Below are 15,451 nucleotides of genomic sequence, written 5' to 3' on the forward strand. Positions count from 1 at the left end.
GGCAGCGGCCGGTGGTCCTTCTTCAGGCAGACATTTAGGAGGGGGATCCCACAACCGTGTTTCCACGGATTTCGAGTACCACCTCACGCAACAAGGCCTCGGGACCTTGCGCCCTTAGCCAGTGCAGATCTGCGCCTGTTGTGGCCAAGAGATATCCAGCAAATCCAAGGGCATTCACGCTGAAACCTGCGGCTCCTTCTTGCCGACGCCTCACCATCGCCATCCATTGCGGGGTTAATAACAGGTTGTAAAAGGACTTTGGGCGTTGATCTTGAGAGGGATGACCAAGGCCTAAGTGTTCAGAGAGTGATAAGTAGCTGGCGTAGAGGCTTTGGGCTTGTGCGCAGATGTCATTGCTTTGGCTGATTCGCGAGACAACGGAGCAGCCGTTCCATAAGGGATCGCTAGCTGTTTCGGATTTTTCTTTTGATTCCAGGCGTTTTTGAAACCAGAGGTCTCTGGGACAACTCCTCTCGCCTGTGCTGCGGGGCAGAAGTTGAAGATGCCGATGGGGCTGACTCGCTCCTGCAATCGGTCCGCTATTGAAAAACCACAGTCCGGAGGTGTCTTGGTCTACGCGAACCAACGCTGTCCAATCCGACAAATCAAGCCAACCATCCTGGGCGGCCCAGTCGGCCGTGATCAGCAGCATGTGTCCGCGTTGCACCGGATATTTGTTCAGGATCACGGCGTGACCTGGATCCAAACGCGCCACCTCCAGGTCCCTATCCCAGGGTTTAAAGGGATTGGGTTTCGGCCCCTCTCTCTTTAAGTGTTTGGGTAAGCGGCTCTCGAGAGTTCTCAATTCAAAATTGGATTCTGCACTCTCTTTAAGACGTTCTAATGAAGTACTGAGAGGAACTAGCGCACCCGACGTAAGAGCCCTTTCGCTTTGCTCGAGCGCTCGATTCCAATAGGTCTCAGTTCTCATTTGTTTTCAACCTCGCTAAGGATGCCCCCACGTAATAACGACCGAGGATTTCATTGAACTTGAGCCCTTTCATGGCCAGTTCTTGAGCGCCATGTTGACTCATACTTGCGCCTAAATGGCTGTGTGCTTCAGCAGCGATTTCACTGGTCGATGCATACAGCGATTCCACAAGTCCTCCCTGGAAACTGAGCACGAGACCCTGGGTGGCTTTGGTGGCGGCGGCAGTGGATGCGCTTTGACTTTTCAGGCCTCCATAGGCTTGCCAACGCGTGGTGTCGCCAAGATTGAAATCGGAATCGGCAGGACGTACAAGATGCACGAGGGCGTAGGACCGAGCCGCCACAGCTTGTGCTTTTAGCGCTTCAGGATTCCAATGACTCGGCATCTCTGCCCCAACCACAGAAGCAACGTAACGCTCCAAAGACAGCTGGTTAATCACAAGCCAACCGCGACCTCTGTTGAGGAAATAGACGGTCTCTGGATAGGAGCTTTCATTGACAACAATGGCCCCATTTTGGCCTGATTGACAGGTCACCAAATTCGAACGACGCTCGCTGAGAACGCTTTCAAGGGACTTTTTTTGCACGATCTCACCGTTGCTGAATCTGCACTCGGCCTGGCCTGATAGGTCCACGCGACGGGGTGGCGATTGACTCAACAAAGCAACGCGCACAATCGGATTGCCTGGGGCTCCGAGGGGCTTTGCACCAGGCGTTGGCTGCACGACAGATTGGGTTCTCGGAGTCTTGTTCTCCGGCTCATCACTGGATGGCTGACTAGAGGAATGACGCGCTGGCTGATCCGTTCCGGAGCTTTCCAGCAGAGTTTCGAGGGTGTGTTTTTGGCTTCGCTGTTGTTCCAGCTGACCAATGGCCTGGACACTCCAGGTGACCGCGCCGATCAGCCCCGCGGTGGCGGTCATCCCCAGCAACAGTGGTGTGAGCTGTCTCACTGTCCCTCGGACAACGCTTTTGATCATGCCTGAAATCAACAGAGTTGCTTGGATTGGCCGTGCATTGATCGTGGGCCGTGGTGGTCTTGGTAAGGCATTGGCGCAGGAACTGCAACGTCGTCAGCCCGCTTTGGAGGTCCTGCTGTGCGGTCGCAGCGTGGTTTCAGAGCTCGACGATGGCGGAGATTGGCTGGTGGATCTGGAGTCCCCTCAGAGCCTTGAGGCGTTGTCTCAGAGGCTCCTAGACGATCCACAGCCGCTGCGTTTGGTGATGAACGCCACTGGGCGACTGCATGGAGCCTCGCTGACCCCTGAGAAGCGCCTGCAGCAGGTGAGTGCCAGTCAATTGCTGGAATCCTTTGCGATCAATGCCGCGGGGCCCCTGCTCTTGGCGAAAGCGATTGAGCCCGCCCTGAAGCGTGACCAGCCGTTTCACTTTGCAAGCCTCAGCGCCAGGGTCGGGAGCATCGGTGACAACAAAAGCGGTGGTTGGTATGCCTACCGCGGAGCCAAAGCCGCCCAGAACATGTTTTTGCGCTCGTTGAGTGTGGAGTGGGCGCGGCGCTTTCCTCTCGCCACGGTGACGATGCTGCATCCAGGCACCACCGATACGGCCCTGTCCAAGCCATTCCAAAATTTTGTCCCGCCGGAGCGTCTGTTCAGCCCCCAGAAAGCGGCTTCCCTGTTGCTCGATGTTTTGCTCCAGCAGACAGCGGAAGACAGCGGCCGCTTTCTGGCTTGGGATGGTCAGGACATTCCTTGGTGAGCATGTGTTTTGAGGACGTCCAACGGGATCACCTTGAGCGCTGTGTATTCCGTCGCTTCGAGGCGTACGGGTGGCGCCATCCCGTCGTCGTAGGCCTGTTTCCAGCGTGGGGCGCAGACACACCAGTGATCGCCCGGTTTGAGGCCAGGGAAGCCGAAGTCGGGCATGGGAGTGCTCAGGTCATTGCCCTGGGCCTTGCTGTAATTCAGAAATCGTTCTGACATCACACAGCAAACGCTGTGTTGCCCCAAGTCGCTTGGATCGGTGCGGCAGTGTCCATCTCGAAACCAACCCGTCATCGGCTCACAACTACAGCCTTCAAGCGCACCGCCTAAAACGTTCAGATCACCCTGTCCAACTGGCTTTTGCTCTTGTTGTTGTGACGGCATTTGCTTGCATTGGCTGCCAGGAGTCTGCCGAACGACTGGCACATTCCGAGACGAGATGGTTGACGGATCACGGGGGTTAGGCGTTAAAGGTCGTTCAGTTATGCCTCCTCGATGGATTGGGAGTTCACTGAAGACGCGGCGTTTATCGCCCTCTGCGATGCGTTCCGCGAAAGTGGCGAGTCATCGGCTATTGAGTTCCTTGCCAATGGTGAGGGAGCCTTCCACTTTCAGGATCTTGCGCAGAACGCTGCGGGAGAAGGATTCGATTTGAGCGAATCCAGTGCCCTGGATGATTTTCAGCAGGAAGTGATCGACACGATGGAAAAGCTCTGCCAGGAGTGATCCTGCAGAGCTCATGACGATTGGGCTATCAGCTGAAGTAAAAGCTGATTTCCTTGTCCTTCAACCCTTCCCAGCCAGCCTCGATTAATCGGGCGTTTAGGACGTCTTGGCTGAAATGCTTGGCCCCGGTGCGCACGATGCGGTTGCGCATTGATTTACGCACTCCACTGCGCTTGCGTTGTGCCTCTTGATCCATCACCTCGCGATAAAGGGTGAGCATCGCTTCCGGAAGAGGGCTTCCATCGATGTCCAATCCAGCCTTAATCGCATTGTCGATGGCGTCTGGGCCGCTGAAGTCCATGGGAGTGCATGCGTGACCTCAGAAGTCTGAGGCAACGCACTGCTGTATGGGCCTTAGGCGCTGAAGTAGCGAGCGTTGCTATGCAAAGCAACCAGGGCTGTTGTGCTCTGTTCAGGATGAAGTTGGTCGCTTTCATCCATGGTCAGACCGATGCGATCGGCCTGCAGCCATTCGAGTTGCTGACGCGAATCTGCCACGTTGGGACAGGCTGGATATCCAAAGGAATAGCGGCTACCCCTGTAGCGCTGGGCAAGAATGTCCCTGAGAGGCATCCCCTTGGGATCAGAGAAGCCGCATTCACGGCGAATGCGGGCATGGGTCCACTCCGCCAGCGCCTCTGCCATCTGAACAGCTAAGCCGTGAAAAAAGAGATAGTCGCTGTAGGCATCCTTGCGAAACAGCCCTTGGCTGAAGCGACTGGCTTCTTCGCCCATGGTAACGGCTTGCATCGGCAGCACATCGCAGGGTTGGCCCTCTTTGAGATCTCGGAAGAAATCGGCGATGCAATAGCGATTGCCACTGCGTTGACGGGGGACATCAAAACGTCCCAGCTCTGCACCACCCTCCGGCTTGAACACCACCACGGAGTTGCCGTCCCGTCCGCAGGGGAAATAGCCGTAGGCGACCGCTGGATGCAGCAAGTGGTCTTCTTTGGCGCGCGCCAGCCATTTCTGAAGGATTGGCTCTGCCTTATCAGCGAGGTCTTGTTCGTACTCTTCCCGGCTTTGGTTTTTGGCTTTTCGCATCTGCCATTGACCAGCGAAGAGGGCTTGTCGGTCGAGGAAGGCAATCACCTCGTCGAGCGGAATCTCTGCCTCTCCCTGCAAGACCGACGCACCCAGGAAGGGGGTGATGACGGCTGTCTCTTCAGGAACGGCATCCGAACGCTCGAAGCTGACGGGAAGCTTGAGGTCCGCCGTCTCAGCTTGTTTTGACGGGCTCTCAGGCGATGCGTCGCTGGGATCAGGGGATTCCGCGTCACCTCCAATTGAAAGACCTTCAGGGGTGCCATCGAGAAAGCCAGCGCGATCATCCCAGCGATCTTTTGACTTCGCCGCCACAAGGGCATCCATGAATCGCAGGTCCGTAAAGGCATCCCGTCCATAAATGACCTTGCCGTCATACACATCGCTGCAGTCTTTGTTCACAAATCTGGGCGTTAATGCTGCCCCTCCAAGAACAACAGGAACGTTGATTCCAGCTTCGTTGAAAGCTTGCAAATTGTCTTTCATGAAGGCTGTGGACTTCACCAGCAGACCACTCATGGCGATGCAATCAGCCTGATGTTCTTGCTGGGCCGTAATGATTGCATTGACGTCTTGCTTGATGCCAAGGTTAATCACTTCGTAGCCATTATTTGTTAAAATAATGTCTACCAAATTTTTGCCAATATCGTGAACATCTCCTTTAACTGTTGCGATTAAAAACTTAGCTTTAGCGGATCGTTCCCCTTCTTCTTTCTCCATGAATGGTTCCAAAAAGGCCACGGCAGACTTCATGGTTTCCGCGGATTGAAGAACGAATGGGAGCTGCATTTGCCCAGAGCCAAACAGCTCTCCCACAACCTTCATTCCATCCAGCAGGAAAGTGTTAACGATATCCAGTGGTGGATAGTTTTCTAAACCCTCTTTAAGTGCATCTTCTAATCCAATTCTCTCGCCGTCAATAATGTGCTGTTTGAGCCGTTCTTCCACGGCTAGGTCGCTTAAGGATGGTCCTGATTCGCGAGCGGCTTTGGCGCTAACACCTTCGAATAAGGTTGTAAGCACTGTGAGCGGGTCATACGTGCAAACATCGCCTTCGAATCCACGACGATCATTGATTAAGTCGCGACAAACTTTCTGATGCTCTTCGCTGATTTTGATGAGTGGAAGAATTTTTGCTGGGGACACAATGGCTGCATCCATTCCAGCTTCGCAGCAATCATGCAAAAAGACTGAATTCAGTGTAATTCTGGCAGCAGGAGACAAGCCAAAGCTCACATTGGACACACCCAGAACCACGTGAACCTGGGGGAGATCCTCGCGAATTCTGCGAATGGCTTCAATGGTTTCCGCACCGTTGCGTCGATCTTCTTCAATTCCAGTGGAAATTGGCAGCGCCAGCGCGTCGTAAAAAATTTCTCGCGCTGGAATTCCATACTCGACAGCGTCTCGATAGGCTCTTTTTGCAATAGCAACTTTCTGGTCTGCAGTGCGGGCCATGCCGTCTTCATCGATCGTGCCAATCACAACCCCGGCGCCATAACGCTTGGCGATTTCTAAGACTTTGAAGAAGCGTTCATCCCCATCTTCGTAGTTGGTTGAATTGAGAATGCATTTGCCGCCGGCAACCTTCAGGCCTGCCTCCATTTTCTGCCACTCCGTTGAGTCGAGCATTAAGGGAAGGTTCACATTGGTGACCACTCGATTCACGAGCTCTCGCATATCTCTTTCGCCATCTCGGCCGACATAGTCGACATTCACGTCCAAGATGTGAGCATTCTCTTTCACCTGTCCTCGCGCAACAGCGACGAGCCCATCCCAGTCTTCTTCATTCAGCAACTCACGCACTTTCTTGGAGCCACTGGCATTGAGCCGCTCGCCAATGATTAAGAAGGAATTGTCTTGTAAATATGGTGTTGCTCCATAAATGGATGATGCGGCGGCTTCATAGCTGAGAGCTTTTCTCTCATGGTGGTATGAGCGCACCTTTCTGGGCGCGGCGCTCAGTTCTGATGAAATTTCAGAGAGCGCCGCAATATGGGCCGGCGTTGTTCCGCAACATCCACCAATGACTTGAACGCCAAGATCCTCCACGAAGTGCATTAATTGCATCTTCAGTTCCACCGGTGTTAGGCGGTAGTGCGCCACACCTCCAACATTTTCTGGCAAGCCTGCGTTGGGGATGCAGCTCACCACGAAGGGAGCATTATCTGTTAAGTAGCGCATGTGCTCTTTCATTTGTTCAGGGCCTGTTGCGCAGTTCAGGCCGAGCACATCAATGGGGAAGGGTTCAAGAATGGCAACAACAGCGGCAATGTCGGAACCCACCAGCATGGTGCCTGTGGTTTCCATCGTGACGGACACCATCAAGGGGCGGCGTTCACCGCTGGTTTCAAAGGCCTGTTCAATGCCTTGGAGCGCTGCCTTGATCTGCAGAACGTCCTGACAGGTTTCGATGATCAGTAGATCCACATCCCCGGCAATCAGTCCTTCCGCTTGCTCTTGATAGGAATCGCGAAGCAGATCAAAACTGATATGTCCGAGCGTGGGTAATTTCGTGGTGGGCCCCATCGATCCCGCCACGAATCGTGGTTTTTCATCGGTGCTGTATTCCGTGGCCACTTCTTTGGCCAGCTCTGCAGCCCGCTTGTTGAGCTCGAAGGTTTTGTCCTCTAGGCCGTACTCGGCCAGCACCACAGAAGCGGCGCCAAACGTATCGGTTTCGATGACATCACAACCGGCGTCAAGAAACTGTCGATGCACTCTTTGAACGGCATCGGGCCTTGTAACCACCAGGTTTTCGTTGCAACCTTCCAGGGCTTCTCCACCGAAATCATCGGCGGATAGGTCCATTTGCTGCAGGGAGGTGCCCGTAGCTCCGTCAAACACCAACACCGGCCTGGACGGGTCATGCAGACGTTTTAAAAAGCGAGAGGCGTTGAGGGTGGGGGTCTCAGTCACGGCCTGCATCGCTCAATCGCTTCTCTCACCCCATCCTATGAACTGCTCTTGATCCCAGAGCCATCCTTAGCCTTCGAGCTCGATCCTGGTGACCCAGTGGCTGAACTCCGGATCCTTTCCTTCCGTAATCGCAACCAGACGTTTTCTTAAGGCATCCATCACCGGCCGGTTGGTCGGCAAGACGGTGGATTCGAGTTGACGAATCGGCGTGATTTTCGCGGCCGTTCCCGTGAGGAACACTTCATCAGCGATGCAAAGTTCAGTTTTATCCACGGGGCGTTCGATCACCTGCAATCCCATGTGCTTTGCCAGCTCAATCACGCTGGAGCGGGTGATTCCCTCAAGAATGTCTTGATCAACGCCAGGGGTGATCAGGACGCCATCGCGCACTAAAAACAGATTCATCCCACTGGCTTCGCTTACCTTTCCCCGCGTGTTCATCAGCAGGGCTTCGTCAAAGCCGCTGGTGACGGCTTCTGTTTTGGCAAGTGAACTCGTGATGTAAGCACCACTGATTTTTCCGCGTAGGGGAAGGGAGCGATCCTCCTGTCGGGTCCAACTACTAATCCGGCAACTCACGCCATCGGGGGAGAGGTAATCGCCGAGCTCTAAGCCGTAAATCAGAAAATCAGTCTCGATGTTGTGCAGCCGTGGTGCGATGCCTAAATCACTGGTGTAAACAAACGGTCTGAGGTAGATCGGCGTCGTGGGTTTGTTCGCCCTGAGTACCGCGATCAGAGCCTCCATCACCGTTTCTTCCGTCAGATCAGCGAGCAAGAGCTTGGCGCTTTGTGAGAGGCGGCGCGCATGGCGATCCGGTCGAAACAACAGCATGCCGCCCGGTTTTTCCGGATCCGGTATGGCGCGCATGCCTCCGAACGCACCGGTGCCGTAGTGCAGGGCATGCGTTGCGATCGACACTTTGGCCTGGTCAAACGGGATGCAGCGGCCTTCAAACCAGGCGTAGGGAAGGAACTGATGCATCGCACATTGATCGATGCTCAAATTTTCTCACTCACCTCGCGCGGTTGGTGGGATGTGATCAGACCAGAATGGAGACATGCATCGACTGAGCAGTCTTCCGGGCGCCGAAAGCAACGAGGTTTTCACCGTTGTTGAGCAACCGCCTGCCCCGATTCTTTTCCTGACGAGCGCAGCGACCGATATCAGCACCCTTTCAGCCTGCCTTCGGCAGCCAGAGCTGCAGCACTGGAAGGAGCAATTGCGAGCTTTGCCCCTCGATTGTCTTCGGCACCCCGCTCAAATTGATCACTATCTGGCCGCAACGGCGAGCTCGGCTCGGGTGCTGGTGGTGCGCCTGCTGGGTGGGCGAGGTCACTGGAGTTATGGGCTTGAACAGTGCCGCCGTTGGCAGGCGTCTGCGCAACATCGAACCTTGCTTGTTTTGGCTGGGACCGCCGATCAAGACGACGAACTCCATCCGATTGGATCGGTGTCTTCGACGCTGTCTCAACAATTAGCTCTGTTGTTGCGCGAAGGGGGGATGCCCAACATGACCAAGGTTTTGAAGGCGATTCATCCCTTCATCACCAGCAGCAACGAACCAGATCCCCTTCACGATGCCAAGGATCTTGAGCCGGAACGGATGGCGGACCCAGCCCCGTTTGATTGGCGTGAGGAACCAGGGGCAAGGGTTGGTGTTCTGCTGTATCGGGCCCATGCCCGCGCGGCTGACACGGCCTGGTGTCATCAACTGTTGAAGGCGCTGAGAAGCCGTGGTCTCGCACCGCGTGCGCTCTGGGTGAGCAGCTTGAGAGATCCCGTGGTTCAGCAGGGGGTGCAACGAGCGTTTCAAGCCCAGGATGTTCAGCTCGTGGTCAGCACCACAGCCTTTGCATCGGTCCAGTTCCAGGAGGCAGGGCTGGGCACTCCCCTTTGGGATGGTCTTGATCTGCCGGTCTTGCAGCTGCTTTCTTCGGGACGAGCCAAGCAAGCCTGGGAAGCCACCACCCAGGGGCTCGATCCCATCGATCTCTCCCTTCAAGTGGTGCTTCCTGAGTTGGATGGACGCATCACCACAAGAATCGGAGCCTTCCGTGAAGTCCTGGATGCGGAATCCAGTTTGTCGACGGCGGTCAAAGGTTTGGTTCCCGACGCTTCAGGGCTGAATTGGCTGGCCGACCATGCCCGTTGTTGGGTGGATCTTCGTCAGACGGAGGCAGCAGAGAAGCGGGTGGCCCTGGTGCTCGCGAATTACCCCGTTCGCAATGGCCGTTTGGCCAATGGGGTTGGTCTGGATACACCCGCCAGCACCATGAACCTCTTGAACTGGCTCGCTGAAGCCGGTGTTGCGCTTGGGAGTGAGCCGCGGCCTGATGAATCGCAAGCGCTGATGGCCCAATTGTTGTCGGGACGCAGCAACGATCCGGAGAGTTTTCACCTTCAGCCTCTTGCCTATCTCCCCCTCAACCACTATTTGCGCTGGTGGCGACGGCTCACACCCCAAGCCCGATCCCTGATTGAGGGTCGCTGGGGTTCGCCGGAACAGGCCGTGGATCTTGAGGAGAAGGGGTTTGCGGTGCATGGCGTGCTGTTTGGGCATGTGGCCGTGTTGATTCAGCCCAGCCGTGGCTATGACCCCGATCAAATCAGCGATCTCCACTCTCCTGATCTCCCTCCACCGCATCGATATTTGGCCCAATATCTTTGGCTTCAGGAGGTGCATGGCACCCAGCTGATGGTCCATGTGGGCAAACATGGCAGCGCGGAATGGCTACCGGGTAAGTCGGTTGGACTGAGTGAAGCCTGTGGGCCAGGCCTGGCGCTCGCTCCGATTCCGCATGTGTATCCGTTCATCGTGAATGATCCAGGCGAGGGTTCCCAAGCCAAGCGTCGGGGCCATGCCGTGATTCTTGATCACCTCACCCCACCCTTGGGACGGGCTGGGCTGCACGGATCTTTGCTGTCTCTCGAAGCCTTGTTGGATGAGTACGTGGAGGCGCGTCAGGTTGCTGCTGAGCGTTGTGACGTGCTCGAGCAGCAAATCAAGCAGCTGCTTCAAAGCCTGGATTGGCCTTCCTTCTCCAACCCAGCGAACGATCTACCCAGCGCAGCTGATCCAGACAACGACTCCTGGGCCCGCTGTCTTGATCAGGTGGAGACCTATCTCTGTGAGTTGAAGGAGGCGCAAATCAGAACGGGCCTGCATCGTTTTGGCAGTCAGCCTGAAGCCTCGATTCAACGGGAGCTCCTGCTGGCGATTGCGCGATCGCCGTCTGGTGGTTGCCAAGGCATCACCCAGGCGATGGCCAAGGTGGTTGGACTGGAATGCGACCCCTGGTCGGATGAAGACGGTGCGCCTCTGAGCGACCACGACTGCAGAACTCTTGAGACGTTGGGCTGTGATCAGCCCAGACGGGTTTCGGCCGCTGTGAGTTGGCTCGATGCTCAAGCGCTCCGCTTGTTGGAGCAGATCACAGATGTGCCCTCAGAGCCATTGAGCCCTTTGCTGCAGCAGTGGCTTTACGACAACAAGGAGCCTGCTTTGCTGCGCTTGCGCGACGAGCTGTTACCGCGTTTATTGGCCTGTGCTTCCACTGAAAAGAAGGCCTTCCTTGCTGCTTTAGACGGGCGAAGGATCGCGAGCGGCCCCTCTGGCGCCCCAACACGAGGACGTCCAGACGTGTTGCCAACGGGGCGAAATTTCTATTCCGTTGATCTGCGTGGTCTTCCTACCGAAGCGGCTTGGGATTTAGGGCGGCGAAGCGCTGAGCAATTGCTGGATCTTTACCGACTTGAGGAAGGAGAGGATCTACGGCACCTCGCGTTGTCTGTTTGGGGAACAGCCACGATGCGCAACGGCGGTGAAGACATCGCCCAAATGTTTGCCCTGCTTGGCGTTCGTCCTCTCTGGGATGGGCCAACACGGCGCATGGTGGACCTGGAAGTGATTCCTTTGAGCCTGTTGGCTCGACCCAGGGTGGATGTCACCTTGCGGATGTCTGGACTGTTTCGCGATGCCTTCCCTCAGCTTGTGGGCTGGGTGGATCGTGCTGTGCACCTGGTCTCAGCACTCGAGGAAGCAGACGCTGAAAATCCGCTTGCTGCGATTACCCGTCAGGAGGGTCCTCAAGCCAGGATTTTTGGATCGGCACCGGGTGCCTATGGCGCTGGATTGCAGGCCTTGATCGATTCAGGTCAATGGGAGAACCAGGACGACCTTGGCGAGGCTTTCTTAGCCTGGAGTTCCTGGAGTTATGACGGCGACGTTCAGGCCCAGGCCAATCGCTCTGGCTTGGAAGCTGCTCTTCAGCATGTGCAGGTGGTTCTGCATAACCAGGACAACAGGGAGCACGATTTACTCGACTCTGATGACTATTACCAGTTCCATGGGGGCATGACGGCAGCGGTGCGGCGCTCGGGAGGAACCTCTGTGCAGCCCTGGTTTGCGGACCATTCTCGCCAAGAGCGGCTTCGCATTCATTCGCTCAGCCGTGAAATCGACAAGGTGGTGAGGAGTCGGTTGTTAAACCCTCGCTGGATCCAGGGAATGCAACAACATGGCTACAAGGGGGCCTTCGAAATGGGAGCCAGCCTTGATTACTTGTTTGCCTACGACGCCTCAACCGAAGCGGTTCCTGACTGGTGCTACGGGGCCATCTGTGATCAGTGGCTGCTGGAAAAGGACACACAAGACTTTTTGAGCCGATCCAATCCCTGGGTCCTCAGAGATATGGCCGAACGATTGCTGGAAGCGGCCAACCGAGGGTTGTGGGCTCAACCATCCCCCGATCAGCTCGAGCAGATCAGGGGATTGGTTCTCCAAGCGGAGGAGGCTGTCGAGAAAGGAGGTCTTAGTTGTTGAGGTCGCGGACCATGGCCTTGAAAGGATCGATCGATCCCGGCTTGGACGATGGGCTGCGGTTGGCCGATGGGTTGTTTGGCTGAATCTCGGGTTCGGATTTCAGTTCTTCCTTGCGGCCAACAGGAGCCGCATCAGGGGCCATTGGTGTGTTGACACCAGCTGTGCGCAAGGCATTCCCCTTGAGCTTTTGATCCAGCTGCTCCTGGGTCATCGTCTCGGCGAAGGTCTTTTTCACCGGCTTGGGAATTCCGTCCGAGAGCAAGGACGGAATTGAAGGTTCTTCGTTTGGATTTTCTTCGCCCAGGCCTTGGGAGCGAGTGCCAACGGTGACGTCCATCGCATCAACCTTGGTCACCAACTCCTTGTTGCCAGGGTTGTCGGCGGTTCCGGGGAAGGTGCGACGAATTGTCTTGGCCTCGCGCATGTAGTCCACGTTTCCGTAGGACGAAGACGCGTCGGAGTCGAGATAGAAGGCTTCGGCTTTTGGCTTGGCACGATCCTTGGGAACGTCCTGTTGACCGTCATCCTTGGCGCTTGAATTCAGCAGCCGATCAAAGAGGCCCATTCCCGTGTTCCAGATCGTTGAGTGAATTTAGCGGCCTTTTAGGTCCAACCCGTGGGTATCGGTGCCGCAGGTACGCAAAAGGCCAAGGTTCTTCAACTGTTGGTCGATCGATTCGCAGATCAACGGTGTGCAGGCCCAGTGCTGTTGCATGTCGTAGTCGTACCAGGCTTCACCCCCGTCGAAACCCAGTTCAGCCGCTGCATCAATCAACACCGAGAAGCCCAATCTGTAGCGCCCCGGATGGGCCAGGATTGCCAGGCCGCCAGCGTTGTGAATCGCTTTGCGAACCTCACCAGCCCTCAGAGGAGCGCCCACAGCGGCATCGCCGCTGGAATAGGGCAAAAGTGCGGGATGTCCTGGCGTGAAGCCCAGAGCTAGGACATGGACCAAACAACCTTGCAGGATGCAACTGATTTCCATCCCACTCCAAAGCGTCGGCGTGTTTTCGCCGCGACTGCGAGCGCGATCAAGCCAGTTGACCATCTGTTCATAGGCAGCGATCGAATGGTGATCCGTGACTGCGATGTGACTCAGCTTCCGAGCCGTGGCTTGTTCAATCAGAGCCACGGGTTCCAGGCTTCCGTCGCTGCAAACGGTGTGGCAATGAAAATTCAGCGAGCCAGGGCAGCTCTCTGGTCCAATCGTTTCGAGGACAGCCCGCAACGGGTGCTGATCAGGCGTCACCAACTGACTCCTGCGCAAGCGCTGCTTCACGGAGACGACGCCAGCGGGCATAAAACTGAATCGTTGCGGCCATGAACACCACCAGACCAACGGTTAACCAGGTTGCTGCCCCTGTGGGGAATTGGGTTTTAAACACCACAAGCATCACCACCAAGACCAACAGCAGCGTGGGCAGTTCGTTGAGAGCTCGGAGTTGCCGACCACTCCATTGGCAGACCCCAGCCTGAAGTTGGCCCATCAGTCGATAACAGAACACGTGATAGGCCAATAACAGCCCCACAAAACCGAGCTTTGCGTGCATCCAGCCTTGGTGCAGCCAGGACGGCTGCACGATCAAGAGCCCCGCGGCCATGGTCACGGTGAGGATCAAACCAGGTGTGGTGATGATGTTGGCGAGGCGCCGTTCCATCACGGCGTACTGGGCCTTGAAGGCTTCGCGTACAGGCGACTTTTCCTCCTCTGCTTCAACGTGATAGATGAACAGCCTGACGAGATAGAACAGCCCGGCGAACCAGACCACCACTCCAACAATGTGAAGGGTCTTGAACCACAGGTAAGCCTCAGGTGGAAGCGTCAGTGTCATGACCCCATCAATCTCACCTGAACAATAGAAAGCCGCTAGCTGAGCGAGTCAAGAAATTGTTGTGCCTTGGTGTAATGCGTTTCCATGACCTCAGGCGCCATGCGATCAAGATTTCGAGCCATCATCGCCAGGCGGGGTTGAGATCGGAAAAATTCTCCGTGGCGGTGAATGAAACTCCAAAACAAGCCGTCCCAAATGCCGCACCAATCTCCAGGTTTGTAGTCAGACATTTTGCGCACATAATTGGATCCAGATAAATAAGGCTTACTCGTAAAGATTCCTCCGTCAGCAAATTGACTCATTCCATAGACATTGGGGACCATCACCCAATCGTAGGCATCCACGAATAGTTCCATGAACCAGGTGTAGATACGGGTGGGGTGAAAGCCGCAAAGAAGCATCATGTTTCCGAGCAACATTAAGCGCTCAATATGATGACAATAGCCCGTGTCTATCGCGCGTTTGATAGCATCATCAATCGGAGGTATTCCTGTTGTTCCTTGATAGAAAGCATCGGGAATAGGGCGATCTTCAAAATTCCAAAAATTGCTATTGCGCATCGTGACTCCATGGCGCAAGTACATGGCAGCCATGAATTCACGCCAACCAATGATCTGTCTCAGAAAACCTTCAAGAGAATTCAGGGGGATCTCAACGCTGTCTGCGGCCTCCAGGGTTCTGTTCAAAACCTGTTGGGGCGTGAGCAGTCCGAGGTTGAGCATCGGCGTCAGCACGCTATGCCACATCACGCGGTGATGGGAGCTGATGGCATCTTCATAGGTGCCAAAACCAGCCAATCTTTGTTCCAGAAAGGTGTCTAACCAATGTTCTGCTGATAAGTGATCAACGGGCAAATCAATCGATGGTGCCTCAGGAACCGTGATTCCCTTGGGAAGTTTTTTACGGTTGTCCGCGTCATAACTCCAACGCCCACCCACAGGAGCTCCTTGATCATCGATCAAGACCCCTAAGCGCTTGCGCTGCATTTGATAGAAGTTGGCCATCATTGGCTTGCGTCGACCATTGAAATGGTCATCCATCACTTCGGTTGGCGTAAGCAACATCGGAGTGGGAAGAATTTCTAAGACACAACCGCGTTGTTGCAGCGTGTTTCTGACTCTTTTGGTTAAAAGATCATCGATTGGATCAGCGAGGTAAAACGTTTGGTAGCCAGAGTCGATCAGTTCGCTCAGTAGATCTGACGTCTGTTGCTGGGCATTGGGCGTCAGCGTGATGAGGCGATGGCCTTGGGATTCCAGACGCTTCTGGTAGGCCAGCATCGATTGTTGATGCAACTGGCGCTTGCGGGGATGGATCGTGAGTGGCCATTGAGGATCACCACCGAGAATTAAGCCGTCAGCAATCAGGGCAATGCTTCTGTTGGCACGAATCCCCGGATGGTGCTCGAACAGCTGATGGGGAAAGACAAGCGTGATTTCCATAGCGTC

At 55.4% G+C, this 15,451-nt stretch carries 13 protein-coding genes; 3 read left to right on the plus strand and 10 right to left on the minus strand.

The features are described 5' to 3' along the window. Window positions 1-34: 34 nt before the first annotated feature. Window positions 35-931, minus strand: coding sequence for an ATP adenylyltransferase (locus tag DXY38_RS12460; protein WP_115071893.1), 897 nt, complete (start codon window positions 929-931; stop codon window positions 35-37). Next, window positions 921-1,910 carry a SpoIID/LytB domain-containing protein gene (locus DXY38_RS12465; RefSeq protein ID WP_244279128.1) on the minus strand — a complete coding sequence of 330 codons (990 nt, stop codon included), beginning with the start codon at window positions 1,908-1,910 and terminating at the stop codon, window positions 921-923. The genes DXY38_RS12460 and DXY38_RS12465 overlap by 11 nt, the downstream gene beginning before the upstream one ends. On the opposite strand from DXY38_RS12465, the gene DXY38_RS12470 reads away from it, so the two are divergent. Beyond that, entirely contained in the window at window positions 1,909-2,649 is a 741-nt protein-coding gene (locus DXY38_RS12470) for an SDR family NAD(P)-dependent oxidoreductase (protein ID WP_115071894.1), read from the plus strand. The two genes, DXY38_RS12465 and DXY38_RS12470, sit on opposite strands and share 2 nt — an antisense overlap. Here the strand turns inward: DXY38_RS12470 and DXY38_RS12475 are convergent. Further along, entirely contained in the window at window positions 2,631-3,038 is a 408-nt protein-coding gene (locus DXY38_RS12475; RefSeq protein WP_115071895.1) for a DUF2237 family protein, read from the minus strand. The genes DXY38_RS12470 and DXY38_RS12475 overlap by 19 nt on opposite strands. Window positions 3,039-3,149: 111 nt before the next feature. On the opposite strand from DXY38_RS12475, the gene DXY38_RS12480 reads away from it, so the two are divergent. Continuing rightward, window positions 3,150-3,380 carry a hypothetical protein gene (locus DXY38_RS12480; protein ID WP_006852568.1) on the plus strand — a complete coding sequence of 77 codons (231 nt, stop codon included), beginning with the start codon at window positions 3,150-3,152 and terminating at the stop codon, window positions 3,378-3,380. 28 nt (window positions 3,381-3,408) lie between these two features. On the opposite strand, the gene DXY38_RS12485 is transcribed toward DXY38_RS12480, so the two are convergent. Genes DXY38_RS12485 through DXY38_RS12495 form a run of 3 tightly spaced genes read right to left on the minus strand, consistent with a single transcriptional unit; the run spans window position 3,409 to window position 8,330 of the window. Further along, entirely contained in the window at window positions 3,409-3,681 is a 273-nt protein-coding gene (locus tag DXY38_RS12485) for a DUF4090 family protein (RefSeq protein WP_006852570.1), read from the minus strand. Window positions 3,682-3,734: 53 nt separating this feature from the next. Beyond that, complete coding sequence (metH, locus tag DXY38_RS12490) at window positions 3,735-7,355, minus strand: methionine synthase (protein ID WP_115071896.1); 3,621 nt, start codon at window positions 7,353-7,355, stop codon at window positions 3,735-3,737. A 57-nt stretch (window positions 7,356-7,412) separates the two neighbouring features. Then, on the minus strand, window positions 7,413-8,330 hold the full coding sequence (locus DXY38_RS12495; RefSeq protein WP_006852572.1) for a branched-chain amino acid transaminase: 918 nt from the start codon (window positions 8,328-8,330) through the stop codon (window positions 7,413-7,415). 76 nt (window positions 8,331-8,406) lie between these two features. On the opposite strand from DXY38_RS12495, the gene cobN reads away from it, so the two are divergent. Then, window positions 8,407-12,171 (plus strand): cobaltochelatase subunit CobN, encoded by a 3,765-nt coding sequence (cobN, locus tag DXY38_RS12500; RefSeq protein WP_115071897.1) that lies wholly within the window; start codon window positions 8,407-8,409, stop codon window positions 12,169-12,171. Here cobN and DXY38_RS12505 read toward each other — a convergent pair. Genes DXY38_RS12505 through DXY38_RS12520 form a run of 4 tightly spaced genes read right to left on the minus strand, consistent with a single transcriptional unit; the run spans window position 12,161 to window position 15,445 of the window. Then, the gene (locus tag DXY38_RS12505; RefSeq protein ID WP_115071898.1) at window positions 12,161-12,736 is read right to left on the minus strand and encodes a hypothetical protein; all 576 of its coding nucleotides are present in this window, start codon (window positions 12,734-12,736) and stop codon (window positions 12,161-12,163) included. The genes cobN and DXY38_RS12505 overlap by 11 nt on opposite strands. Before the next feature lie 27 nt (window positions 12,737-12,763). Beyond that, entirely contained in the window at window positions 12,764-13,471 is a 708-nt protein-coding gene (locus tag DXY38_RS12510; protein ID WP_244279129.1) for a PHP domain-containing protein, read from the minus strand. Further along, entirely contained in the window at window positions 13,410-14,003 is a 594-nt protein-coding gene (hemJ, locus tag DXY38_RS12515) for a protoporphyrinogen oxidase HemJ (RefSeq protein WP_115071899.1), read from the minus strand. The genes DXY38_RS12510 and hemJ overlap by 62 nt, the downstream gene beginning before the upstream one ends. Before the next feature lie 35 nt (window positions 14,004-14,038). Beyond that, window positions 14,039-15,445, minus strand: a complete 1,407-nt coding sequence (locus DXY38_RS12520; protein ID WP_115071900.1) for a cryptochrome/photolyase family protein — start codon at window positions 15,443-15,445, stop codon at window positions 14,039-14,041. Window positions 15,446-15,451 lie beyond the last annotated feature (6 nt).

Origin of the sequence: Synechococcus sp. UW179B (assembly GCF_900474245.1) — a bacterium.
Taxonomy (GTDB): Bacteria; Cyanobacteriota; Cyanobacteriia; order PCC-6307; family Cyanobiaceae; genus Synechococcus_C.